The sequence below is a fragment of the Roseateles sp. genome (assembly GCF_039595595.1).
In the GTDB taxonomy this organism is placed as follows: Bacteria; Pseudomonadota; Gammaproteobacteria; order Burkholderiales; family Burkholderiaceae_C; genus Roseateles.
The window spans coordinates 125,113-148,913 of the sequence record NZ_JBCNLG010000012.1; the positions used below are offsets into that span (position 1 = coordinate 125,113).

General features: G+C 71.4%; 15 protein-coding genes. 6 read left to right on the forward strand and 9 right to left on the reverse strand.

Going from position 1 to position 23,801, the window contains the following annotated elements; all coding sequences use genetic code 11:
- Window positions 1–13 precede the first annotated feature (13 nt).
- The gene (locus ABDW61_RS15820) at window positions 14–1,165 is read right to left on the reverse strand and encodes an SLC13 family permease (protein WP_343639977.1); all 1,152 of its coding nucleotides are present in this window, start codon (window positions 1,163–1,165) and stop codon (window positions 14–16) included.
- A gap of 176 nt (window positions 1,166–1,341) precedes the next feature.
- On the opposite strand from ABDW61_RS15820, the gene ABDW61_RS15825 reads away from it, so the two are divergent.
- Window positions 1,342–2,127, forward strand: coding sequence for a transporter substrate-binding domain-containing protein (locus ABDW61_RS15825; RefSeq protein ID WP_343639979.1), 786 nt, complete (start codon window positions 1,342–1,344; stop codon window positions 2,125–2,127).
- Window positions 2,128–2,143: 16 nt separating this feature from the next.
- Here the strand turns inward: ABDW61_RS15825 and ABDW61_RS15830 are convergent, their stop codons facing one another.
- From ABDW61_RS15830 to ABDW61_RS15865, 8 genes are all read right to left on the reverse strand, one after another.
- Window positions 2,144–4,120, reverse strand: a complete 1,977-nt coding sequence (locus ABDW61_RS15830; RefSeq protein ID WP_343639980.1) for a LamG-like jellyroll fold domain-containing protein — start codon at window positions 4,118–4,120, stop codon at window positions 2,144–2,146.
- Window positions 4,121–4,622: 502 nt separating this feature from the next.
- The gene (locus ABDW61_RS15835) at window positions 4,623–5,840 is read right to left on the reverse strand and encodes a glycoside hydrolase family 27 protein (RefSeq protein ID WP_343639981.1); all 1,218 of its coding nucleotides are present in this window, start codon (window positions 5,838–5,840) and stop codon (window positions 4,623–4,625) included.
- Between the two features lie 58 nt (window positions 5,841–5,898).
- Entirely contained in the window at window positions 5,899–7,851 is a 1,953-nt protein-coding gene (locus ABDW61_RS15840; protein ID WP_343639982.1) for a sialate O-acetylesterase, read from the reverse strand.
- Window positions 7,848–10,817, reverse strand: a complete 2,970-nt coding sequence (locus ABDW61_RS15845; protein ID WP_343639984.1) for a TIM-barrel domain-containing protein — start codon at window positions 10,815–10,817, stop codon at window positions 7,848–7,850. The genes ABDW61_RS15840 and ABDW61_RS15845 overlap by 4 nt, the downstream gene beginning before the upstream one ends.
- A 46-nt stretch (window positions 10,818–10,863) precedes the next feature.
- Window positions 10,864–12,771 (reverse strand): glycoside hydrolase family 97 protein, encoded by a 1,908-nt coding sequence (locus ABDW61_RS15850; protein ID WP_343639985.1) that lies wholly within the window; start codon window positions 12,769–12,771, stop codon window positions 10,864–10,866.
- Window positions 12,772–12,809: 38 nt separating this feature from the next.
- Window positions 12,810–15,347, reverse strand: coding sequence for a dockerin (locus ABDW61_RS15855; RefSeq protein WP_343639986.1), 2,538 nt, complete (start codon window positions 15,345–15,347; stop codon window positions 12,810–12,812).
- Between the two features lie 237 nt (window positions 15,348–15,584).
- The gene (locus tag ABDW61_RS15860; RefSeq protein WP_343639987.1) at window positions 15,585–16,706 is read right to left on the reverse strand and encodes a LacI family DNA-binding transcriptional regulator; all 1,122 of its coding nucleotides are present in this window, start codon (window positions 16,704–16,706) and stop codon (window positions 15,585–15,587) included.
- A gap of 71 nt (window positions 16,707–16,777) precedes the next feature.
- Window positions 16,778–17,842, reverse strand: coding sequence for a LacI family DNA-binding transcriptional regulator (locus tag ABDW61_RS15865; protein ID WP_343639988.1), 1,065 nt, complete (start codon window positions 17,840–17,842; stop codon window positions 16,778–16,780).
- A 267-nt stretch (window positions 17,843–18,109) separates the two neighbouring features.
- Here ABDW61_RS15865 and ABDW61_RS15870 point away from each other — a divergent pair, with 267 nt between their 5' ends.
- The 5 genes from ABDW61_RS15870 to ugpC all read left to right on the forward strand — a co-directional run bounded on the left by ABDW61_RS15870 (window position 18,110) and on the right by ugpC (window position 23,729).
- Entirely contained in the window at window positions 18,110–19,336 is a 1,227-nt protein-coding gene (locus tag ABDW61_RS15870; RefSeq protein ID WP_343639990.1) for an ABC transporter substrate-binding protein, read from the forward strand.
- Between the two features lie 23 nt (window positions 19,337–19,359).
- A complete protein-coding gene (locus tag ABDW61_RS15875) occupies window positions 19,360–20,298 on the forward strand; it encodes a sugar ABC transporter permease (protein WP_343639992.1) in 939 nt (312 codons plus the stop codon).
- 21 nt (window positions 20,299–20,319) lie between these two features.
- Window positions 20,320–21,207: a carbohydrate ABC transporter permease gene (locus ABDW61_RS15880; RefSeq protein ID WP_343639995.1), complete on the forward strand. Its 888-nt coding sequence runs from the start codon at window positions 20,320–20,322 to the stop codon at window positions 21,205–21,207.
- A gap of 88 nt (window positions 21,208–21,295) precedes the next feature.
- Window positions 21,296–22,666, forward strand: a complete 1,371-nt coding sequence (locus tag ABDW61_RS15885) for a GH1 family beta-glucosidase (RefSeq protein WP_343639997.1) — start codon at window positions 21,296–21,298, stop codon at window positions 22,664–22,666.
- The gene (gene ugpC / locus ABDW61_RS15890; RefSeq protein WP_343639999.1) at window positions 22,659–23,729 is read left to right on the forward strand and encodes a sn-glycerol-3-phosphate ABC transporter ATP-binding protein UgpC; all 1,071 of its coding nucleotides are present in this window, start codon (window positions 22,659–22,661) and stop codon (window positions 23,727–23,729) included. The genes ABDW61_RS15885 and ugpC overlap by 8 nt, the downstream gene beginning before the upstream one ends.
- Window positions 23,730–23,801 lie beyond the last annotated feature (72 nt).

A 23,801-nucleotide genomic window follows, 5' to 3' on the forward strand; every position in this document is an offset into this window, starting at 1 on the left:
GGGTCTGCCCCCTTCACAAGGCCAGCCAGGCCACCAACGGCGCGCACACGGCCAGGAAGGGCAGGCTGATGCGATGGAAGGTGCCGAGCGCACCCGGCACGCGGGCCAGCCGCAGCGCGATCAGGTTGGCCATGGACCCCGCCACGAAGCCGAAGCCGCCCACGTTCACCGCGATCGCGAGCACGGCGACGTTGGGCACCGCGTCGGCCAGCACCAGCGTGGCGGGGACGTTGCTGATCACCTGGGAGGCGCCGATGGCGGTCAGGTAGGCCACGAGCGGCTGGTCCAGTGGCAGCGCGCGCATCAGCGCGTCCACCTGCGGCAGCGCCGCGAGCTGGTGCAGGACCACGAACATCAGCGCGAAGGTCGCCAGCAGCGCCCAGTCCAGCTTGAGCAGCACCTGGCGGTGCCACAGCGCATAGACCGCCAGCACCCCCGCGAGCGCCGGCGCCCACTGGTGCAGCTCGAGCGCCAGCACGAAGCCCACGAACAGCGCGCCGGAGAGCGCGAGCAGCCCGGGCCGGGTCGGCGTCCTGCGCGGGTCCGCCGCCAGCTTGATCGGCGCGCGGGGCATGGTGATCAGGATGGTGGCCACGAGCAGCGCGAGCATCACGCCCACCGAGGGCGCCATCATCGCGATGAAGCCGCCGAAGGATTCGCCGGACTTGTGCCAGAGGTAGAGGTTCTGCGGATTGCCGATCGGCGTCAGCGACGATCCGGCATTGACCGCCAGCGCCTCCAGCGCGACCAGCCGGGCCAGCGGCAGATGGGCCTGCGCGGCCAGTTCGCGGGTCAGGGGCACCAGCAGGAACAGGCTGACATCGTTGGTGACCAGCGCGGACAGCGCCGCGGCCACCGCGCACAGCAGCAGGGCGAGCTGGCGGGCGCTGCCGGTGCGCGCGAGCAGCGCCCGCGCGGCCGACTGCAGCACGCCGCTGCGCTCCACGCCCTGGGTGATGGCCAGCAGCCCGGTCAGCGCGCCGATGGTCTGCCAGTCGATCAGGGCCAGCCAGTCGCGCGGCGGCATCGGCCGCAGCACCGCGAAGACGACGGCCGCGAACAGCAGACACCACAGCAGCTTGTTGCCGCCGGGACCGGTGTCGTGGTCGCCGGGGCCGCCCGTGTCGGGCGCGGGGGAGGGGGAAGGAGGCGTGGAAATCGTCATGACAGAGGGGACGGCCGAAGGCGGCGCCGGGTGGTGAGGCCAACTGGTGGCGCCGCGAAAGCCGCCGATTGTCCGGTACGAACGCATCGCCCCCGCGGGTCATCTCGCAGCCATTGAAGTGCGCGATGATTCGCCGCGCCGGACGGGTCCGGCCTGGTGCAGCAACGAGAAAGACGATGAATCGAGGGATTGAACGAGAGGAGGCCGCGTCCACACCCGCCGGGGTGACGCGGCGGGGATTCTGCGCGGGCGCGGCCTTGTCGCCGCTCGGGGCCTCGCGGGCCTGGGCCGGCGCCGCGCAGGACGCGCAGCCGCTGCAAATCCCCCTGGCGCTGTCGGAGGCGGTGGATCCGCAATTCGTGACGCCGCTGCTGCGGCTCATCGAGCAGCCGGCCCGCATCCGCTGGACGCTCGTGCCGGTGCCGTTCAGCCGCCTGCTGATGATGGTCGAGCAGGGCGAGGCGATGGGCTTCGGCGTCAGCCCGACCGAGGCGCGCGCGGCGCGCTGGCGTTTTTCGACGCAGGTCTTCCGCGGCGCCGTCTGGGCCATCGGCCGGCGCGGCCAGGCGGTCCAGGCGCGCCGGCCCGAGGACCTGCGCGGCCTGACCGTGTGCAGCTCGCGCCAGGCCAGCTACGGCGCGGACCTGGACGACGCCGCGCGCCGGCCTGTCGAGACCGAGTACGTGGCCGGCGATCTCGCGCAGCGGCTGCGCACCTTCCAGGCCGGCCGCTGCGACGTGCTGCTGGTCACGAGCCGCAATGCCTCGGCCGCCACCATGCGCGCGCGGCTGCGCGCGGCGGGCGCCGATGCGCAGGCGCTGGTCATTGGCGAACGGCCGCTGGTGGAGGAAGGCGTGCACTTCGCCGTCGCCAAGGACAGCCGCTTCGTCGACGTGATGCCACGCCTGGACGCGGCCATCGAGGCGCGGCGGCTGCGCATCGGCCAGATGGCCCGCGAGTAGCGCGGGCCCGGGTCCGTCAGCGTGCGAGCTGGGCGATCGCGGCCGGCGTCAGCGCCCCGCTGTAGATCCGCAGGTCCTGCATGCGCCCCTTGAAGAAGGGGTCGCCGCCGTACTGCGAGCGGCCCAGCCAGGTCTGCGTCGTCTGGCCGAACTGGTTCGGCGCCATCCAGATGCCGTCGTGGCTGCCGGCCGGCGCGCCGTCGACGTAGATCGTGCCCACGGTGCCGGCCAGCGTGACGGCCACGTGCACCCAGCGGCCGGTGGGCAGCACCGGCGCGCTCAGCGGTTGCTCGGTCCAGAACTGGTTGCGCGAGGCCAGCACGCGCATCTGGTTCGGCGTGGCGCCATCGCGCGGCGTCAAGGCGAGGTAGGCCACGTCGTTCGAGCCGAAATCGAAGATCCGCGCGTTGATCGCGCTGGTCTCCCAGTACACCCACACGGCGAGCGTGAAGTCGCCGAGCGTCGACACGGCACCGTCAGGCAGGCGCACATGCCCGGTGCGGCCATCGAGCTGCAGGCAGGTGGTGCCATCGCGGCCGCCCGTGCCCCAGCTCGCGCCGTTCACCAACTGGCCGTGCAGGCCGCGGCCGCTGGCGTCATTGGCGCTGCCGTTCAGCGGCAGATGCAGCCAGAGCTCGCCCGGGACGGCCACGCGCACGACGTCCACGCCGATGCGCTCGCCCAGCGGTGTGACCGCGCTGATCCGGTAGTGCCAGACGCCCTGGCCCGGCGCGTCGCTGCAGGTGCGGGGATCGCTGACCCGGGCGACGCTCGTGAACGGGCCGTCGGGAGAACTCGCCCGCTGGACCAGATACTGCGTCGCGTCGGCGCAGCCCCACCACGAGAGCTGCACCTTGCCGTCGCTGAGGTGGGCGCTCAAGCCGGAAGGCCGGGCGGCGGGCGCGGGGTCTCGAAGGAAGAACAGCGTGCCCAGGCCCACGGAATCGCCGCCATCGCTGCGCTCCGGCCGGACCTGGTCGACCATGGCCTGCGTCCATGGCGCCGACAAGCCCTTGCGGCCGACATAGTGGTTGAGGATCAGCTCCCAGCACGGGCGCCGGCTGCCACTGCCGGCGGCCGCGGTGCCCACGCCCCAGACCCCGTTGTAGGGCGCGAACGGCATCACGTACGGTGTGCCATTGGCATCGCTGAGATTGGTCTTGGCGACGTATTCCGCCCCCGCCAGCAGCCGGTTGTTCCAAAGGCCATAGAGGTCCTCGCCCTGGTTCCAGGCCATCTCGCACAGCATGCCCGCCAGCGCGATCCCGAGGGTCGAGTGTCCCTGATCGCGGTGGCTTTCCTGCCATTGGCCCAGGTAGCCGGGGTGCAGGTAGTAGACGCTGTTGCTGATCGCGCCGTTGCCCCGGCCCGTCTTGTAGTAACGCACGGCTTCCGCGGCGATGTCGGGACGCTCGCAAGCCACGCCGATGGCATACATGCCGCACAGATTCGCCAGGTCCCAGTTGGCCCAGTAATGGGTGACCTTTCGCGTCTCGGTCCCGTTGTGGTTGGTCAGGAAATCATGGCAGCGCGAGTAGAAGACCTTGAGCAGCATGTCCTGGAACCGCGCGATGTCCTCCTTCGCCCAGCCGTCGTAGCTGCGCATGATCTCCGCCGCGTTGGCCCACTGATTGCCATACAGCCCCGAGGCCAGGAACAGGTTGGAGTTGCCGCCGAGCTCCTTGAGCGTGACCGCCCAGGCGTTGAGGAACTTCACGGCGTCGTTGGCGTATGCCCGGTCTCCGGTGATCTTCCATCGAACCGCGAGGTGATAGGCACGCATCATGTCGACGATCATGGCGCCATAGTTCTGGCCGTCGACGCCGCGTATGACGACCGGGAGCGGCCTGGGCGTGGCGCCCAGATCGGATCTGCGCGCGCCCAGGAACTGGTTCCACCCGCCCAGCCACGGCTGCAGCGCCGTGGCGACCTTGTCGTGCATCCGCAGGAAGTCGGCCTGGGTGTGGAGCAGCGCCGGCGCCGGCGCCTGCACAGGCGCGGGTGCCGGTGCAGGCGATGGAGCCGGTGCCGGCGATGGAGCCGGCGATGGAGCCGGCGCGGGGGCAGGCCCGGGCGACGGCGACGGCGACGGCGACGGCGACGGCGTCGACGTCGGCGTCGGCGGTGGAGCCGGTGTGGGCGATGGCGCCGGCGCCGTTGGCGGCACGGGCGCTGGCGCAGGCACGGGTGCAGGCGGCGCGCCGGGAGGCGCAGCCGGAGGATCGGCTTCTGGCGGCGACGGCACAACGAATTCCGGCGCGCCCTTGTCCGCGGCGGTCCCCACGACGGGCGTGCCCGCTTCGCTGGTGGGGCCGCCGCCGCATCCCGGAAGCAGCGGGAGCACGGGCAGCAGGCCCGCGCCAAAGGTCAACAGGCGGCGCCGGGGATCGGGCGCTCCGTCGATCGTGGCCGATTCCGCTGCGGGCTTCGCCATCTTTACTGCTTCAACCATCACACTGCTCCAACGACTTCAACTGCTTGACTGCTTGACGACTTCAAGGCGCCGGCGTGAGCCGCAGCATGATCACGCCGTGCGGCGCGACGGTGCCGCCGTAGCCCTTGCTCACGCCCTTGGCGACGCGCTTGCTCCACAGGTCCTTCACGTCGGCCTTGCGATCGGCGGGCCACTGGAGCAGGTTCCAGTCCACGCGCATGTCGGCCGGCGCGCGGCCGCGGTTGAACAGCACCACGGCGTGATCGCCGTCCTTGAGCGGGCGGGCCCAGATCTCGAGCTCGCCCTGCTTCCACAGGCGCTGTCCCTGCCGGCCCAGCGGGTCCTGGTCGACGGCGATGACGTCGGCATTGGTCAGGATGCGGCGCGTGTCCGCGTCCATCTTCGACAGGTCGTTGCCGGCGATCAGCGGCGCGGCCAGCATGGCCCACAGCGAGAAGTGGGACTCGTACTCGGTGGTGCTCATGCCGCCGTTGCCGACCTCCAGCATGTCGGGGTCGTTCCAGCCGTTGGGGCCGGCATGCGGCGCGCGCTCGACCTGCATGTCCAGGATGTCGGTCATGCCGTGCGACCAGTCCTTCTTGCCTTCCCAGGCGTCGAAGATGTCGCCCGTGGTGCGCCACAGGTGGCCCACGACCGGGCCCCAGCGCTCGGGATGATCGGTGCCCCATTCGCAGATGGACAGCACGATGTCGCGCCCCGACTCCCGCAGCGCCTTGGCCATGATGGTGTAGGCGGCCTCCGCGTTGCGCGGACCGGTGTGGCACCAGTCGTACTTCAGGTAGTCGACGCCCCAGCGCGCGTACTGGCGCGCGTCCTGGAACTCGTGGCCCGCGCTGCCGGGACGGCCACCGCAGGTCAGCGAGCCGGCATCGGAATAGAGCCCGAACTTCAGGCCCTTGGCGTGAACGTAATCGGCCAGCGCCTTGATGCCCGACGGGAAGCGCTCGGGATCGGCCTGGATGTTGCCGTCGGCATCCCGGCTCTTCTGCCAGCAGTCGTCGATGACGATGTAGCGGTAGCCGGCGTCCTTCATGCCGGAGGCCGCCATGGCATCGGCCTGCTGGCGGATCAACTGCTCGCTGACGTTGCAGCCGAACTTGTTCCAGGAGTTCCAGCCCATCGGCGGTGTCGGCGCGATGGCGGGCTTGGGGGCGTCGAGCTTGAGGGTCTCATGGGCTTGCGCGGGAGCCGTGGCGACGCCTGTGATCAGGGCGATCAGGGCGAGCGCCGGCGCGGCGCGTCGAAGGAGGGCATGCATCAGGGAAGTCCTTGGGTGTATTCAGAAGAGGACAGAAGAGGGCAGGGTCGCAGGGGCGTCAGCGTCCATAGCGGCGGCCTGTCGAGGCGAGTGGCCAGTCGTCGGTGCGCAGCGGCGGGAGCGGCAGGCCATCGCCGCCGACGATGTTGGCTTCGCTCGGGTTGTCGACCCACGCATAGCGCGCCGCCACCGGCGCGGCGACGGCACTGCTGCGCAGCACGATGCGATCGCCGTCGAAGCGGGCCTGCGCGGGCTCCCAGCGGCGGTCGGCGCCGGCCACGTAGAAGCCGCGCAGCGGCTCGCCGGCACGCGCGGTGCGCAGGCCGCCTTCGACACGGTCGAAGCGCAGTTCGAACTCCGCGCCGCGCGCCTGGCCCCCGATCAGGCGCGGGCCCGAGGCCGGCGTGGCGCGCAGGCCGAGTTCATGCATCGCCACCGCTGCCAGCCGTTCGCCGACGGTGCGCTTGTTGCGCGGATGGATGTCGACCGCGTCGCCGATGTCGATCGCCGTGGCCATGCCGGTGTGCGGCAGGGCGAGCGCGGCGGCCTGGCTGCCGCGCAGTTCGGCGAAGCCGTTGCCGTCGGGCCGGTTGTCCGCCAGCGGCCGCCAGGCGGCGAGCTGCACGAAGAGGAAGGGCAGGTCCGGGTCGCCGAACTGCTGGCGCCAGTCCTGGATCAGGCGCTTGAAGCCGTCGGCATAGGCCGCGGCGCGTCCCGCGTTCTCCTCGCCCTGGTACCAGAGCACCCCGCGCACCGACAGTCCCTGCAGCGGCGCGATCAGACCGTTGTGGCCGAGCGAGGGCGCGTTGTTGGCGACCGGTCCGGCGGGCGGTGCGACCTTCTCGACGCGGGCGCGCCACGCGCCAGCCAGCGTCACGGCACCAGCCGCCGTGTCCAGGCGCAGGTCGGCGGCATCGCCGTGGATGCCGCCGCCGCCGCCGTTGTCGGTCACGCGCACGGCGATCCAGTTGGCGCCCGCGCGCAGCACACCGGCGGGCACGGCATAGCGGCGGGGCAGCTCCCAGCCGCACTGGCCGCCGATGCGCTGGCCGTTGATCCAGACCTCGTCGCAATCGTCGACCTTGGCCAGATGCAGCTCGGCCGCGCCGGCTGCCTGCGCCGCGCTCAGTTCGACGCGCTTGCGCATCCACACGATGCCGTCGAGATCGGCCAAACCTTGCCCCTCCCAGAGGCCCGGCGCCTGCAGCGTGGGCCACTTCTGGTCGAGGTCGGCAGCCGCGCTCCAGCCGGAGGCGTCCGCGCCGTCGAGCGGCAAGCCCGGCTGCCAGGCCGCCACGCGGCGCTGCAGGCGCTGGCCCAGCGCGGCGCTGAAGGCGGCGTTGTCCGCGGGCAGCGCCCGCACGGCCGGCGCCAGGTCCGCGTCGCGCAACGCGGCGGCGCGGCTCATCCAGGTCTCGAGCATCGACCCGCCCCAGGCCGTGTCGATCAGGCCGATGGGGATGCCTTGCACCGCCTGCATGCGGCGCGCGAAGTGATAACCGACGGCGCTGAACTCGCCCACGCGGCCCGGCTCGGCGACGACCCAGGGCGCCGGCGCGATCTCCGCCTCCGGCCGCACGCTGGCCCGCAGCGGCACGCGCAGATGGCGCAGCCGCGCATCCTGCGGCGAGGCCACTTCCTGCGGACCGGTGTCCGTCTGCGCCAGCGGCCACTCCATGTTGGACTGGCCGCCGAGCAGCCAGACGTCACCGATCAGCACGTCCTGCAGCGTGACGGTCTGGTCGCCGCTCACCTGCAGCCGATGCGGGCCGCCGGCCGGCAGCGGATCCAGCTGCACGCGCCAGCGGCCGTCCGCGCCGACGCGGGTGGTGGCTTCGCGGCCGCCCAGCGTCACGGTCAGCGAGCGGCCAGGCGTAGCCTGGCCCCAGACCTGCAAGGGACGGTCGCGTTGCAGCACCATGTGCTCACCAAAGACCTCGGACAGGCGCACGTCGGCCTGGGCGGTCGCGGCCGCCAGGGCCAGGATCAGGGGAAGGGCAGTCTTCTTCATGGAGAGAGGGAAGTGGCGTCGACGGTCAGCGCCAGGGCCTGGCCCTGATAGCGCAAGGTCCGGGTCTGTTCGGCCCGATCGGCATCGGCCATCACGCGCACGCGCCATTCGCGCCGCGTGACCAGGCCAGGGAAGCGCCCCTCGCGGGCGCCGATGTGCAGCGTGCGGCGGGCATCGTCCCAGCGCAGCGCGACGGTGGCGCGCTCGCCGCGTTCATGGCGGTAGGTCTCGCCGTCGTCCTCGTACAGGACGAAGCGCCCGTCGGCGCCGGGATAGACGCGGATCTCCCACGGCGCGCCGGTGTCCTGCCCGGTGTGCTCGATGACCGGGCCCATCGGCACGATGGCGCCCGCGCGCACGAACAGCGGAAACTCGTCCAGCGCGTAGTCGCGTACGGCGCGGCCGCCGCCCGCGTGGCGCTGGCCGGTCCAGAAGTCGAACCAGCCGCAGCCCGCGGGCAGCAGCGTCTGCTGCTGGCGATCCAGCCGGCCTTGCAGCTCGGCCAACTCGCGCGCCTGGGCCGGCGTGCGCCATGCCAGCCGCAACAGCCGGCCGCGCGTTTCCTGGAAGTAGTCGATGCGCAGTTTCAGCCGCTGACCGGCGCGCAGCATCAGGCGATGGCCCTTGAAGCGCGGGGGGCCGAGGTTCCAGTCGTCGACGACCAGTTCGTCGTCCAGCCACAGCCGGAAGCCGTCGTCGCCCTCGACGCCGATCTCATGCTCGCCGCTTTCCGCCGCGATCAGCTCGCCCGTCCAGCGCGCCGAGAAGCGCATCAGTCCGCCCAGGCCCGGCGGCACGCTGCCCAGCGGCGGATCGGGCCAGCGATGCTCGATCACCGTGTCGATCGTGCGGCTGGCCGGCCGCTCGAAGTTCATGCCGTCGAAGTACTCGAGCAGCAGGCCGCGCTCCCCGTCCGGCGTGCGCAACTGCCCCGGCGGCACGGTCGCGGGCGGCGGCAGCACCGCATGGAACATGGGCCGGGTGATCGGCTGCACCAGGAAGGCCGGGCCAAACATGTAGGTGTCATCGACCTTGCGCAGCGCGGTCTGATCCGGGAAGTCCATCGCCAGGCCGCGCATCATCAGATAGCCCTCCTGCGTGGCCCGCCAGGCCAGGCTGTAGATGTAGGGCAGCAGCCGGTAGCGCAGCTCGGCGGCGCGGCGCAGCGACGCGTACACCGCCGGATCGAGCGTCTTGAACAGGTAGGGCTCGCGCTCGACCGAGGTGCCGTGGATGCGGTAGATCGGATTGAAGATGCCGAACTGGTTCCAGCGCGCGTAGAGCTCGCGCCAGGCCGGGTTGCGCTCGCCCTCGGCGAAGTTCACGAAGAAGCCGCCGGTGTCCTGCGACCAATAGGGGAGCCCGGCCATCGCGACGTTCAATCCCCCGGCGATCTGCGCGCGCAGCGAGGCCCAGCTGGACTCCGTGTCGCCCGACCAGGGCAGGGCGGCGTAGCGCTGCTGGCCGGCCCAGGCCGAGCGCGTCAGCGTGAACACGCGCCGGCCCGATGGGCCCGCCGCGCGCTGGCCTTCGTAGACGCCGCGGGTGGTCAGCAGGCTGTAGACGTTCAGGTAGCGCGTGAAGTCGCCCATCGCGTTGCGGCCCAGGCGCTTGATGTCGGCCTCGACCTCGGCCGGATCGTGGGCCGCGCCGCCGACCTCGACCTCGGTGCCGTCCATCCACAGCGCGTCCACGCCGACGTCCAGCAGCCCCTGCTTGACGTGCTTGAAGTAGATGCGGCGGCCCGTGGCGCTGAACGCGTCATAGATGCGCGCGCGCTTGGAGATCCAGTGCAGCGGCTCGAAGCGCAGATGCTGCGCGTCGAGCTCGCGCGCCAGCGCCGTGTCATTGCCCACCGACGGCCAGATCGACACCATCAGCCGCGCGTGCAGCGGCCCGTGCAGCTCGCGCGTCATGGCGGCGGGATCGGGAAAGCGCTCGCGGTCCCAGACCATGCCGCTCCACTTGCCGTCCCAGACGCCGTCCTTCTCGCCGCCCCAGTACTGCCAGTCCTGGACGATGGTGTCGAGCGGGAAGCCGTCGGCGCGGAAGTGCCGCACCACGTCCAGCAACTGCTGCTGGGTCTGGTAGCGCTCCTTGCTCATGAAGAGCCCGAACGCGGACTTGGGGAACATCGGCGCGGCGCCGGTCAGCGCGCGATAGCCTGCGATCACGCCGTCCATGTCGCCACCGGCGACCAGGTAGTAGTCGGCGCCCGCGGGCGCGCTCTCGGCGCGGAAGGTGGCGCCGTCCGGCCCGTCGCTGAAGTTCATCTTCGAGTAGACGTCCCACAGCAGGCCCCAGCGACGCGTCGACACCATGAACGGCACGACGATGCCGATGTTGGTCTGCACCATCAGGACCTCGCGGCCGCGGTAGTCCATGTAGGGCTCGTTGTACTGGCCCAGGCCGTACAGCGATTCGTCGGGCGTCAGGCTGAAGTGCTGCGCGAGCGTGTAGCTCGGAGCGCCGGCGATCTCGACCTGCCGCAGCTCGGTCGGCACGCGATCGCGCTCGCGCGTCAGCAGCCGGCCCTCGCCGTCCAGGAAGCTCAGCGCGCCGCTGCGCTTGTCCACGCTGACCTGGAGCCCCGGTCCGATGAGCTCGAGGCGGTCCGCCTGATCGCGCACGTCCAGCGCAACGGGTCGCGGCCTGGCCACGACCGCCAGGCTGGGCTGAGCGGTATGCGCCACGCCCAGGTGCGCGGTGACCCGCACCAGACCCGGACCGTAGAACAGCACGCCCTTGGTCAGGCCGTCGACGCGGAACTGCACGCCCTCGGCGACGCGCCGCCAATGGAAGCCGTCCGCCGGACCGTCCATCGGCAGCGCGCGCAACTGCCCCGCCGCGTCGAGCGCGGAGGGCAGCGGCGCCGCGTTGGCAGCAGCGCTGGCGGCACTCGCCGCGGTCGCCAGCGGGCCGGCCGAGGCCAGCGCCATCAGCCCGAACACGTCACGGCGTCTCATGTCGGCACTCCCCCGTGTTCATCGGCATTCCCGGCCGCACGCGCGCTCAAGGCGCCGGCTCCAGCATCACCGCGGCGCCGCCCGCGGCGGCCAGCGCCAGGCTCAGCGTGTCGGCGCGGGTCAGCTGCCGCGCGCTGCGGCGGACCTCGCGCGCGACCTCGCCGTCCTGCCAGATCGTCGCGCGCCAGCGTCCTGGCGGCAGGAAGTCCAGCTTCACCGTCTTGACCTGCGCGCGATCGGCCGTCATCGCGCCGATGAACCAGGTCTTGCCGCTGCGCCGCGCCAGCACGATGTCCTGACCCGGCTCGCCATCGAGGAAGCGCGTCTCGTCCCAGGCCGTGGGCACGCGCCGCACGAAGTCGAAGCCCGGCTCGCCGCGGTAGTTGGACGGATCGTCGGAGACCATCTGCAGTGGGCTGTCGTAGACCACGAACATGGCCAGCGCCTGGCCGCGCGTGGTCTGCGTCTGCGGCATCACGGCGCGGACCTCGAAGTCCCGCGGCGTGGCGTTGCGGAAGCCACCCGGCGTGTAATCCATCGGACCGGCCAGCATGCGGGTGTAGGGCAGCATCAGGTTGTGCTGCGGCGTGATGCGCCGGTCCATCTTGTTCCACTCGGCGCCCAGCACGCCTTCCTGGGTGATGAAGTTGGGATAGCTGCGCTGCAGGCCGGCGGGCACGTAGGCGCCATGCAGGTCCAGCAGCAGGTGGCGGCGTGCGGTGGCCTCGGCCAGGCGCTGGTAGAAGGCCACCATGTCCTGGTCGTCGCGGTTCATGAAGTCGACCTTGATGCCCTTGATGCCCCATCGCGCGTAGGTGTCGAGCACCTCGTCCATGCGCGGCGCCAGGTGCTCCCAGTGCACCCACAGCAGCAGGCCCACGCCCTTGCCCGCGGCGTAGCGCACCAGGGCTGGCATGTCGATGCCATCGGCCGCCCGCGTGATGTCGGTGCCGGGCAGCGCGTCGCAGCAGGGGCCGGTGCCGAAGGCCCAGCCGGCGTCCATCAGGTGGTACGGGAAGCCCGATTCCGACGCGAAGTCGATGAAGCGCTTGTACGCGGCCAGATCGGGCTTGACGCCCTCGAGCGGCCCCGACCACCAGTCCCACGAGGTCTTGCCCGGCTTGACCCAGCTGAAGTCGCCGCGCGGCGGCGGGTTGAGGTTGCCCACGAGTGGCGACTCGATGAGCTGACCAGCGCGGTCCGCCATCATGACGGCGCGCCACGCGGTCGTCAGGCCGGACGCCGAGACGACGGCGGGGCCGCTGCGCCCCGGCACGGCGGACAGGCGGACCTGCAGCGCGGCGCCGTCACGCCACAGCGAGGCCCCGGTGTAGCCCTCCAGGTGCGCCTGCGTGATGGCGTAATGGGTGCGGCCCGATGGCGCGGCGCAGACCACCGGCACGTCGTAGCCGACATCGGGTTTGAGCTGCGAGATCCGCAGCCGCTCGAACGGCCGTTCATGCGCGCCCTCCACCGGCGTGACCAGGCAGGACGGATCGCCGGCCGGCACGAAGGCGGTGCGCTCGGCGCGCACGCGCACCGGGTCCTGGCCCTCGAGGCGATAGCGGAAGGCGACGCCGTCGTCATAGGCGCGCGTCTCGATGAAGAGCCGCCGGCCGCTGCCCGCCTCGCGGAAGGCCAGCGTCGCGCCGAGGTAGCGATCGCGCGCCGCGGCGGCCTTCGTGGCCACGAGCGGGATGACGCGGTCCTCGCGCGTGTCCTGCCGGGATTCCAGCGACAGCGCGCCGAGCGGCGGCTGGCCGTCGAGTTCAAGTCCCAGCGGCGAGTCGGCGATGACCGTTTCGCCGCGGCGGCTGATGCTGAAGCGGCTGGCGTCATCGGCGATGCGCAGCGTGATGCGTCCGTCGGGCGACGAGAGCAGGGCGTCGGCCGCCTGGGCGCTGGGCAGGCCCAGGGCCAGGAGGGCCGCGGCGATGGGGGTGATGGTCTTCATGCGCAGAAGGAGGTGGGGCCCGTCGCCGGGCCCGTGGATCAGTTGCTGTACACCACGCCGCGGCAGGTGCCGCCGGCGTAGATCCGTCCGTAGAGGCCCTGGTCGGCGGCCATCACGCCCACGCCGGCGTACTGGTGCGCGTCGTCGTTGTGGCGCACCCAGGTGGCGCCGCCGTCATCGGAGCGCCAGACCGCCCAGAGGCCGTTGATCACGCCCACCACGTAGACCGCGGCCGAGTAGGTCGAGCCCGGCTTGGCCTTGCCCAGCGCGACGATGCTGGCGCCCGCCACTTCGGGCCCGAGCCAGTCCTGCCGGCCGCCCCAGATCGGCGCGAACGCGTTGAGCCGGGTCCAGCTCGCGCCCGAGTCCACCGAGTGATAAACGCCCAGGCCGTCGGCCACCCACAGGTCGCCTTCGGCGTTCGGGTTGACCGCCATCGATGACGATCCCCACGGCGCGAAGCGCATGTTGGCCGACACCGATCCCTGGCTCAGCGCGAAGTTGTGGCCGCCGTCGGTCGACACGTAGACCTTGGCCTGCGTGTAGGTCCACCAGGCGCCGCCCGAGTCGTAGGCATAGACCTTGTTCGGGTTCCTGCGATCGGCGACCAGGCGGTAGCTGCGCGGAACGCCGCCGACCACCGGCAGCGCCGGCAGGTTGGTGGCGATCCAGCTGTTGCCGTTGTCGGTGGTGTAGGACGGCACCGAATCGGCCGGAGCCCAGACGACACGGTTGCGCGCCGTGACCGCCAGGTTGGAAGCCTGGTTGATGTTGCCCGCGGCACCGGCGGGCAGCCGCGCGAACGCTGCCCAAGTCCGGCCGCCGTCGCCGGACCAGTAGCCGGTGCCTGCGTGGCCGCTCGACGTGCTGGTGACGTTGGCGTTGGCGATGTAGTTGGGATCCGACCAGGCCATGTCGGCGGAGTTGCCGTTGCTCCACTGCTTGTACGGGCTCAGCGTCGGCGTTGTGCGCAGATCGGTGTGGACCCAGGTGCCGACGTCGCCCGAGTTGTTGATCAGCGTGTAAGAGGCGCCCGCCGGCGGCGTGGCCAGGCTCAGCGTGCAGGTCTCCTCCAGTCCGTTGACCGCGAAGTTCCAGCTGGGCGTCGAGGAGGACGCGTTGCGCGTCTCCCAGATGCCGCCGCCGAAGACATGCATCACGCGGTCGCGGTTGAAGGGATCGATCTCGACGTCGTCGATCCAGCCGGAGAAGCCGTCGCTGGCCGGCGCATGCGGCATGGTGGCGGCGATCTCGCGCCAGTTGCGGCCGCCGTCGTCGGACAGCTGCACGACCTGCTGGCCGCTGTAGTTGCCCCAGGTGCCACTCACGCCCAGCGCGATGCGCGCGGTGGCGCCGGTGCCCTGCACCGACAGGCCGCCGTAGCCGGCGCCATCGTTGCTGTTGAGCAGGGTCCAGGTGTTGCCATTGCTGGCGTCGAACTTGTACAGCCGCGCGGGACCGGCATCGCCCGGGCCGGCGCCCTTGGTGAACAGCAGGTACAGCGCGCCGTCGGCGGTGCGCACGATGTGCGGGATGTGGAAGCCGGACACCGGCGTCGAGACCGGCGTCCACGTGGCGCCGCCGTTCACCGACTTGTAGAGGTTGGAGCTCAGGCCCGCCGCGTTGACGTAGTCCGGTGCGATGGCGGCCCACAGGATCCAGGTCGGCGATCCGGAGCCCTTGGTCGAGGTGTCGAACACCAGGTGCTCCACGCCCATCACCTGGCCGCCCAGGCGGTTGATCTGGTCCGCGCTCAGCTTCGCCGAGGACAGCCCCGTCACCTGCGCCCACGTGCGGCCCGAATCGGCGCTCCTCCAGAGCCCGGCCGTGCGCGACGCGTAGAACAGGATCGCCGGGTTGTTGGGGTCGACCGACAGGCGCTCGCCGATCGCGCGGCCGTTGTTGTTGCCGCCCGCGGAGAAGGGCAGGTTGACGTGGGTCCAGGTGCTGCCGCGGTTGCTCGAGATGTACAGCCGCGCCGTGGCGTCGGCCGACGCCGACATGCCGGTGACCATGTAGACGCGCTGGTCGTTGGTGGGGTCGAGCGCGATGCTCTCGACGCCGTGATGGAAGCCCTCGGCCGCGGTGAAGCCGTCGTTCAGGGGCACCCACGAGGAGGCGCTCGCGTTCCACCGGTAGGCGCCGCCGACGTCGGTGCGCGCGTACAGCACGTCCTTGGTGGACGGATGGAAGACCAGGCCGGTCACGTAGCCGCCGCCGCCGAACTTGACGCTCGCCCAGGCGCCGACGTTGATCGAGAACGCCTGCTGGCTCTTGGCGCCGCACGCGTTCGTGTAGGTCGCCGTGGCGGTGCAGGAGGCCGCGGGTTGCACGGTCTGCTCGCGCGACGCGCCGACGGTGCCGCAGCCGCTCCAGCTCCAGGTGCCGCCGGAGATCGGCTGCGGACCCAGGATGGCCGAGCTGCCGGTCTTGAGCGTGGCCGAGGCCGTCGGCGACCAGCTGCCGCCGACATTCACGAAGGGCTTGATGGGCGTCGGCGCGCAGGTCTGCGCCATGGCGGAGGACACGCCGGCAGCCGCCAGGGCCAGCAGCAGGGTCGAGGATCGAGGCGTCATGGGTCTACCTTTCAACGGCGGGCCCGGCCGGTTGTCTCCTCCGGACTCGAGCGTGATGGGAATTGGTGATGGCCCCGTTCGGGGCGCGTGATATTCCGCTATATCAGGGCAGCGCGATGTTAATTTGTGTACTGGATGAACTATCTAGGGGAAAGACCTCACCGCCTCGGTGCGGCGCACGCGGGCGGTGCGCGCCAAGGCGCGGATCAGGGGCGATCAGCGGTGATCCGCGGCGGATCAGGTGACGAGCACCCGCGCCGATCGCGCCGGGCCCAGCGTCACGCCGGGCACGATCGCCGTCGGCAGGACCAGGTTGGCGGCGTCGGGCAGGGGTGCCTGCTGACGGATGGCCTCGATGCGGGCCAGCAGCAACTCGACCGCGCGGCGGCCCATCTCATGCAGCGGCTGGCGCATCGTGGCCATCTGCACCGATCGCGCCATCAGCGTGTGGTCGTAGCCGACCACCGACACGTCCTCCGGAATGCGCAGGCCGCGGGCGCGCAGCGCCTCGATGCAACCGAACGCGATCGCGTCGTTGCCGCCAAAGACCGCATCGGGCAACTGGCGGCCGCGATGGCGCTCGAGCCACGCCTGCATCGCTTCGCGCCCGCCCTCGATGCTGAGCGGGGCCCGGATCACGTGGCCCGCGGCCGGCTTGACGCCGGCCTCGGCATGGGCGCGCAGATAGCCGTCGACGCGGCGGTTCGCCCCGGCGTAGGCCTGCGGCCCGCCGATGTGGAGGATGCGGCGATGACCGCGCGCGAGCAGCTCGCGCACCATGTCGTGGGCGCCGGCCTCGTCGTCCGTCTCCAGGTTGGCCACGCCGGCCAGTGGATGGTCGGCATGGACGGAGACCATCGGCGTGTGCTGCGGCAGCCAGGCGGCGCTGTCGGGGGGCAGGCGCGGTCCGAGCAGCACCAGCCCGTCGACGCGGCCGTCGCACAGCGCCGGCAGGCGCACGCGCGCTTCCTGCCAGTCGCTCAGCGTGAAGACCACCGGGGTCTGTCCGGCGGCGGTCGCGCCCTGGATCACGCCGCTGAAGACCTCCAGCACATAGAGGTTGGGTTCATCGCCCTGGAAGTTGGCGACGAAGCCGATCGCATTCGTGCGCTGGCTGGCCAGGGCGCGCGCGGTGGCGTTGGGCCGGTACTGGAGCCGCTCGGCCGCGGCCAGCACGCGTTCGCGCGTCTCGGCCGACACGCGCGCCGATCCGCGGCGTCCTCCATTGAGGGCGGAGGAGGCTGCCATGTCCGACACCCCGGCCGCGCGAGCGACATCGGCGAGCGTCGGCGCGTCGCCACGGCGGCGTGTCGATCGGGGAGGGGCGTCGGAGGGTGGTTTGGGTGGCGAGGCAGGCACGGCGGCTCGAGTCGTGGCGGCGCAAGGCCGCGGACTGTAGCACCCGCGCCGCCCGCGGCCGGATCAGCTCGTCAGGCCGTCAGGCCCGCGGAGGCGGGATCACGCCACGGCCCGGTGGTCTCGCGCACTTCGAGCAGGATGTCCGGCACCGCCGGCGCGGGCGCTTCCATCTCGCGGCCCAGCGCGTGCAGCATCGCCCAGGCGGCGGCCTGCCCCATCGCGAAGGTGTGCTGGCGCACCGCGGTGACCGGCGGCGTCATGTACTTCGATTGCGGCAGGTCGTCGAAGCCCACCAGCGAGAGGTCCTCGGGCACGCGCAGGCCGCGGCGATGCAGCACCAGCTTCGCGCCCCACAGCGACTGGTCGTTGGCGCAGAACACCGCGGAGAACGGATGTCCGGCGGCCAGCAGCGACTCCATCGCGGCGATGCCGCCGCCTTCCATGAAGTCGCCTTCGACGATCAGCGCGGGATCGACGCTCAGCCCCGCCTGGCGATGCGCGAGCATGAACCCTTCCTTGCGCTCCTGGCCGTCGATCTGGGCCGACGGGCCGGCGATGTGCGCGATGCGCCGGTGGCCCAGGCCGATCAGGTGCGCGGTGGCGAGCCGCGCCCCTTCCACCTGGTCCTGCGAGAACGACAGCACCCCCGCCGCCTCCGAGCGCCTGCCGATGATCGCGACGGGCAACTGCTGCGCCAGCTCCGCGAGCCGGGCATCGCCCAGCCGCCCGCCCAGCACGATCAGCGCGTCGACCTTGCGCGCCGTCAGCAGCGCGACGCGCTCCGACTCCTCGTCCGGATTCCAGTGGCCCGGCACGACGATGGGGGTGTAGCCGCTGCCGGTCAGGCCTTCGTCGACGCCCTTGACCGCGTTGGCGAAGTAGGGGCTCTCGAGCTCCTGCGTCAGCACGCCGATGGTGTGCGTGGAGCCGCTGCGCAGGCCGCGGGCCGAGAGGTTGGGGCGGAACTTCAGCTTCTGGATCGCCGCCTCGACGGCGCGCCGCTTGTCTTCGGCCACACGCGCCGAGCCCGTCAGGATGCGCGACACCGTCGCGGCCGAGACGCCGGCCAGCCGGGCGACGTCCTGCACCGTCGCCGGCTCGGACTTCGGGCGGGAGAGAGGGGAACTCGAATCCATGAACGAGGCGGCGCCACGGCGCCAGGGAGACCGGAACGCCGCATGATAACGATTTCGCGGCGAGCGCGAGACACAGGGCCGCCCAGGCGCTAGGGGACTTCCCGAAGAGAGGCGGATTCCTGCGATGACAACGTTGACAACGCAATTCCTGTGCGGGCAGACTGCGTGAATTCGATTTCAGAATAACGAGACAAGGCGGCGCTTCGGACCCACGAAGCGCCGGCGACAAGCATGACCATGAGATCGCTGAGGCGCCGAGACGCCTTGATGCTGCTGACCTGCGCCGCTGCCGGCGGGGTGAGCGCCGCGCCGGTGCGCCTCACCGTCGCGAGCTATCCGGACCTCGATCAGGCGCTGAAACTGGCGCTGCCGGCCTTCGCGCGGCGGCACCCCGGTGTCGAGGTCAACGTGGTGACGCTCTCGCACAAGGATCACCACACGGCGATGACGACGGCGCTCGCCGCGGGCGCCGCGCTCCCGGACCTGATCGCCCTTGATATGGATTTCATGGGCAAGTTCGTCGACTCGGCGGGCCTGGAGGATCTCTCGCGGCCGCCGTATCTGGCGCGCTCGCAGGAGTCCCGATTCCCCCGCTACGCGTGGCAGGCCGCGGTGAACCGCCGCGGCGAGCTCAAGGCGCTGCCGGTGGACACCGGTCCCGGCGCGCTGTTCTACCGCCACGATCTGCTGGCTCGCGCCGGATTGCAGGAGGCCGATCTCACCCGCTCCTGGACGGGCTTCGTCGATGCGGGCCGGGCGCTCAAGGCCAAGACCGGCGCCTATCTGGTGGCCCATGCGCAGGACCTGAAGGACATCCGCATCCGGGCTGGATTGGCCGATGGGGAAGGGGTGTTCTTCGACCGGCAGGGCCGCACGCAAGTGCAGACGGAGCGCTTCCGCCGCGCCTTCGAGCTCGCGCTGCGGGCGCGCGACGGCGGCATCGATGCCGGCGTCCGCGCCTGGAGCAACGAGTGGTCGGAAGGCTTCCGCCGCGGCGCGATCGCGACGCAGATGATGGGCTGCTGGCTCGGCGGCCACCTCAAGCGCTGGATCGCGCCGGGCACGGCCGGTCTGTGGCGTTCGGCGCCGCTGCCCGAGGGCGTGGCGGCGGCATGGGGCGGTTCGTTCTACGCGATCCCCGTGCACTCGCGCCAGAAGGCGCTGGCCTGGGAGCTGCTGCAGCTGCTGGCGCTGGACCGCGACCAGCAGGTGGCGGCCTTCCGCGCGCTCGACGCCTTTCCCGTGCTGCTGTCCGCGCAGGAGGACGGCTTCCTGTCCGAGCCGATCGACTTCCTGGGCGGCCAGCCGGCGCGACTGCAGTGGCGCGACGCGGCCCGCCGAACGCCGGCGCTGGCGATCGACCGCTATGACCCGGTGGCCGATGAAGTGGTGCGCACCGAGCTCGATCTGGTGCTGCTGCGCCGCAAGCGCATCGACCAGGCGCTGGCCGACGCGCGCGCCACCATCGAGCGCCGCGTGCGCCGCCGCGCCTGACCGCATCGCAAGGGACCCTGTTCATGACCCGTCGACTCACCTGGCCCCATCGCTGGCGGATGCCGCGCCGCTGGATGCCCTACCTCTTCATCAGCCCGTTCTTCGTGCTGTTCGCGGCCTTCGGCCTGTTCCCGCTGCTGTTCTCCATCGTGCTGTCGCTGCACAACTGGGACGCGTCGGCGGGCCTGGGCGCGATGCAATGGGCCGGGCTGGACAACTACGTCTACGCGCTGACACGCGACGACGGCCTGCGCGCCTCGCTCTTCAACACGCTGTGGCTGGCGCTGGCGGGCTGCGTGCCGCAGCACCTGGTGGCGCTGCCGCTGGCCTACTACCTGCACACCGCCTTCCGGCGCTGGCGCAACGGCGTGGTGGGGCTGTACTTCCTGCCCTTCATCACCTCGACCGTGGCCGTGTCGCTGGTGTTCTCGGCGCTGTTCTCCAAGGACTTCGGCGCCATCAACGCCGCGCTGCGCGGGCTGCATGAGCTGCCGCTGCTGGGCGCGCTGTTCCCGTCCGCGCCGATCGACTGGGACCAGGCGGAGAACACGCGCTGGATGATCGCAATCGTCGTGTTCTGGCGCTACGTCGGCTGGAACACCGTGCTCTACCTCTCGGCGATCCAGACGCTGCCGCGCGACCTCTTCGAGGCCGCCCGCGTCGATGGCGTCAGCGAGCGCCAGACCTTCCTGCACATCGTGCTGCCGCAGCTGCGGCCGATGATCTTCTTCGCGGTGACGCTCGCGATCATCGGCAGCCTGCAGCTGTTCGAGGAGCCCTTCATCCTGACCAGCGGCACCGGCGGCTCCGGCCAGGCCGGCAAGACCGTGGCGATGCACCTGTACACGGTGGCCTTCACCGATGGCGACTTCGGCACCGCCTCCGCGATCGCGTGGCTGCTGTTCCTGCTCATCGCCGCCGCCACCTGGCTCAACAACCGGCTGCTCGGCCGCCAGCGCTGACCCGCCGCGAGGACCACCGCCATGTCAACCCTGCTTCCCACCCAGGCCGGCCCCGGCCGGGCCGTGCCCCTCTCGGGATGGCGCCGCCGCTGGCCGCTGCCGCGCGTGATCGGCCATGCCATCGTGATCGCGGGCGCGCTGCTGATGTTCGCGCCGTTCTATCTGATGATGGTCTTCGCGACCCACACCAACGCGGAGATCCTGTCGGTGCCGCCGCCGCTGTGGTTTGGCGATGCCTTGCGCGACAACCTCTCGCTGCTGCTCGAGCGGCTGCCCTTCTTCTGGCGCAACCTGGGCTGGAGCTTCTACGTGGCCGGCGCCGTCACGGTGCTGAACCTGCTGCTGTGCTCGCTGGCGGGACACGCCTTCGCGCTGCTGGACTTCCCGGGCCGCGACCGGCTCTTCGCCGTGGTGCTGGCCACGATGCTGCTGCCCGGCTTCCTCGGCATGGTGCCGACCGTGCTGACGATGGCCTGGCTCGGCTGGCTGAACGAGCACAAGGCGCTGATCGTGCCGGGCGCCTGCGGCGCGCTGGGCATCTTCATGATGCGGCAGTACATCGGCAGCGCGGTGCCGCGCGAGCTCGTGGACGCCGCCCGCCTGGATGGCTGCGGCGAGTTCGGCATCTTCTGGCGCATCGTGCTGCCGCTGACCTTGCCCGCGCTGGGCACGCTCGGGCTGATCACCTTCATCGGATCCTGGAACAACTTCATGGGACCGCTGGTGGTGATCCGCGACATGGACCTCTACACCGTGCCGCTGGCGCTGCGCGCGCTGCAGGGCAGCGGCCAGACCCCCTGGGGGGCGCTGTGCGCCGGTGCCGCGGTCGCGGTGCTGCCCTTGCTGCTGCTGTTCGTCGTCGCGTCGCGGCGCCTGATCGACGGCCTCACGGCCGGCGCGGTCAAGTAGCCCGCTTCAGCGCCACAGCGCCACAGCGCCTCCGCGCCTCCTTCCGCCGATGTCAAACCTTCCCTTCCTCATGAGCACGACGCCTTCCATGACCGCCGATCGCCTGTCCCCTTTCGCGCTTCGCCAACTGGGCGACTCCTTCACCTGGGGCGTCGCGACGAGCGCCTATCAGATCGAGGGCGCCGTCGATGTCGACGGACGCGGCCCGTCGATCTGGGACACCTTCGGGAGCGAGCCGGGCCGCACCGTGAATGGTGAAAGCGGCGCCGTCGCCTGCGACCACTACCGCCGCTGGCGAGAGGACGTCGCGATGATCGCGGGCCTGGGGGTCGACGCCTACCGCTTCTCCATCGCCTGGCCGCGCGTGCAGCCGCTGGGGCAGGGCCCCTTCAACGAGCGCGGCCTGGACTTCTACGACCGCCTCGTCGATGCGCTGCTCGAGCGCGGCATCGCGCCGCACGCGACGCTGTATCACTGGGATCTGCCGCAGCACCTGCAGGACCGCGGCGGGTGGGGCAATCGCGACACCGCCTTCCACTTCGCGATCTATGCCGACGCGATCGCGCGGCGGCTCGGCGACCGGCTGGCCTCGCTGGCCACGCACAACGAGCCCTGGTGCACGGCCGTGCTGGGGCATGAGATCGGCAAGTTCGCGCCGGGCGCGCGCGATCCGCAACTGGCCGCGCAGGTGTCGCACCACCTGCTGCTGTCGCACGGCCTGGCGCTGAGCGCGATGCGGGCCAGCGGCACCGCCTGCCCGCTGGGCATCGTGCTGAACCAGTCCAGCGTCACCGCGGCGACCGCGAGCGCGCAGGACCAGGCCGCGGCCGCCACCGAGTACGCGCGCTTCGTGCGCTGGTACATGGACCCGCTGTTCCATGGCCGCTATCCGCAGGACCCCGGCATCGCGCACCACCCGCAGGTGAAGGACGGCGACATGGCGTTGATCCAGGCGCCGCTGGACTTCCTGGGCATCAACTACTACGCCCGCATCTGGGCCAGCCGCGGCGAGCCGCAGGTGCCGCCGCCGATGGCGCTGGGCGCCACCGACATGGGCTGGGAGATCTACCCCGACGGCCTGCGCGAGCTGCTCGTCGGCCTGAAGGCGCAATACCCGGCGCTGCCACCGGTCTTCATCACCGAGAACGGCATGGCCAACGCCGACACGCTGGAGCAGGGCCGCGTGCCCGACCACGCGCGCATCGACTACGTGCGCCGCCACCTCGAATCGCTGGCCGAAGCCAAGGCCGCCGGCGTCGACCTGCGCGGCTACTTCTACTGGAGCCTGATGGACAACTACGAGTGGGACTCGGGCTATGCCAAGCGCTTCGGCCTGGTGCACGTGGACTACGCGACGCAGCAGCGCACGCTGAAGGACAGCGCGCACTGGTACAGCGCCACGATCGCCGAGGCGCGCCGCCACGCGGCCGCGCCGGCGCAGGAGCCCGCCCATGGCTGACGTGCAACTGCGCGGCCTGCGCAAGCGCTACAGCGGCGGCGTCGAGGTGCTCAAGGGCATCGACCTGGACATCGCCGATGGCGAGTTCACCGTGTTCGTCGGGCCGTCCGGTTGCGGCAAGTCGACGCTGCTGCGCATGATCGCGGGGCTCGAGGACATCGACGACGGCGATGTCCGCATCGGCGGGCGCAGCGTGGCCGCGCTCGATGCGTCGCAGCGCGGCGTGGCGATGGTGTTCCAGAGCTATGCGCTGTACCCGCACATGACCGTCGAGCAGAACATGGGCTTCGCGCTCAAGATGTCCGGCCTGCCGCGCGCCCAGGTGCGCGAGCGCGTCGGTCAGGTCGCGGAGATCCTGCAGATCGGTCCGCTGCTGCAGCGCCGGCCGCGCGAGCTCTCCGGCGGCCAGCGCCAGCGCGTGGCCATCGGACGCGCGATCGTGCGCCGGCCCTCGGTCTTCCTGTTCGACGAGCCGCTGTCCAACCTCGACGCCGCGCTGCGCGTGCAGATGCGCTTGGAGCTGGCGCGCCTGCATCGCGAACTGGGCACGACCATGATCTACGTGACCCACGACCAGGTCGAGGCGATGACGCTGGGCAACCGCATCGCGCTGTTCAACGCGGGCCGGATCGAGCAGGTGGGCACGCCGCTGTCGCTGTTCGAGCAGCCGGCGAGCCGCTTCGTCGCCGGCTTCCTCGGCACGCCCACGATGAACTTCCTGACCGTGCCCGATGCGGCCGGCGGCCCCGGCGAGCCGCTGCGGCGCGCCGGCGTGCGGCCGCCCGCGGGCGCCGCCATCCGGACCCCGCTCACGCTGGGCGTGCGCGCGAATGACATCGCGCTGAGCGCGCCGGAGCAGGGCCTGCCCGCGTCGATCGAGGTCATCGAGCATCTGGGCGACACCGTGATCGCGCATGCGCGCTGGGCGCCGGATCAGCCGCTGATCGCGGTGCGCCTGACGCCGGATGCCGCGCCGCCGCGTCCGGGTGACGCCGTCGGCCTGCGCATCCGGACCGAGCGCGCGCATTTCTTCGATGCCCAGGGCCGCGCGGTCCCCGCGTGACCGGCGCCCCGGTCCACGTCTTCCCGATTCCTTTCCATGCAGTTCCACCAGCGCCAGGGCCCGAACGCCGCG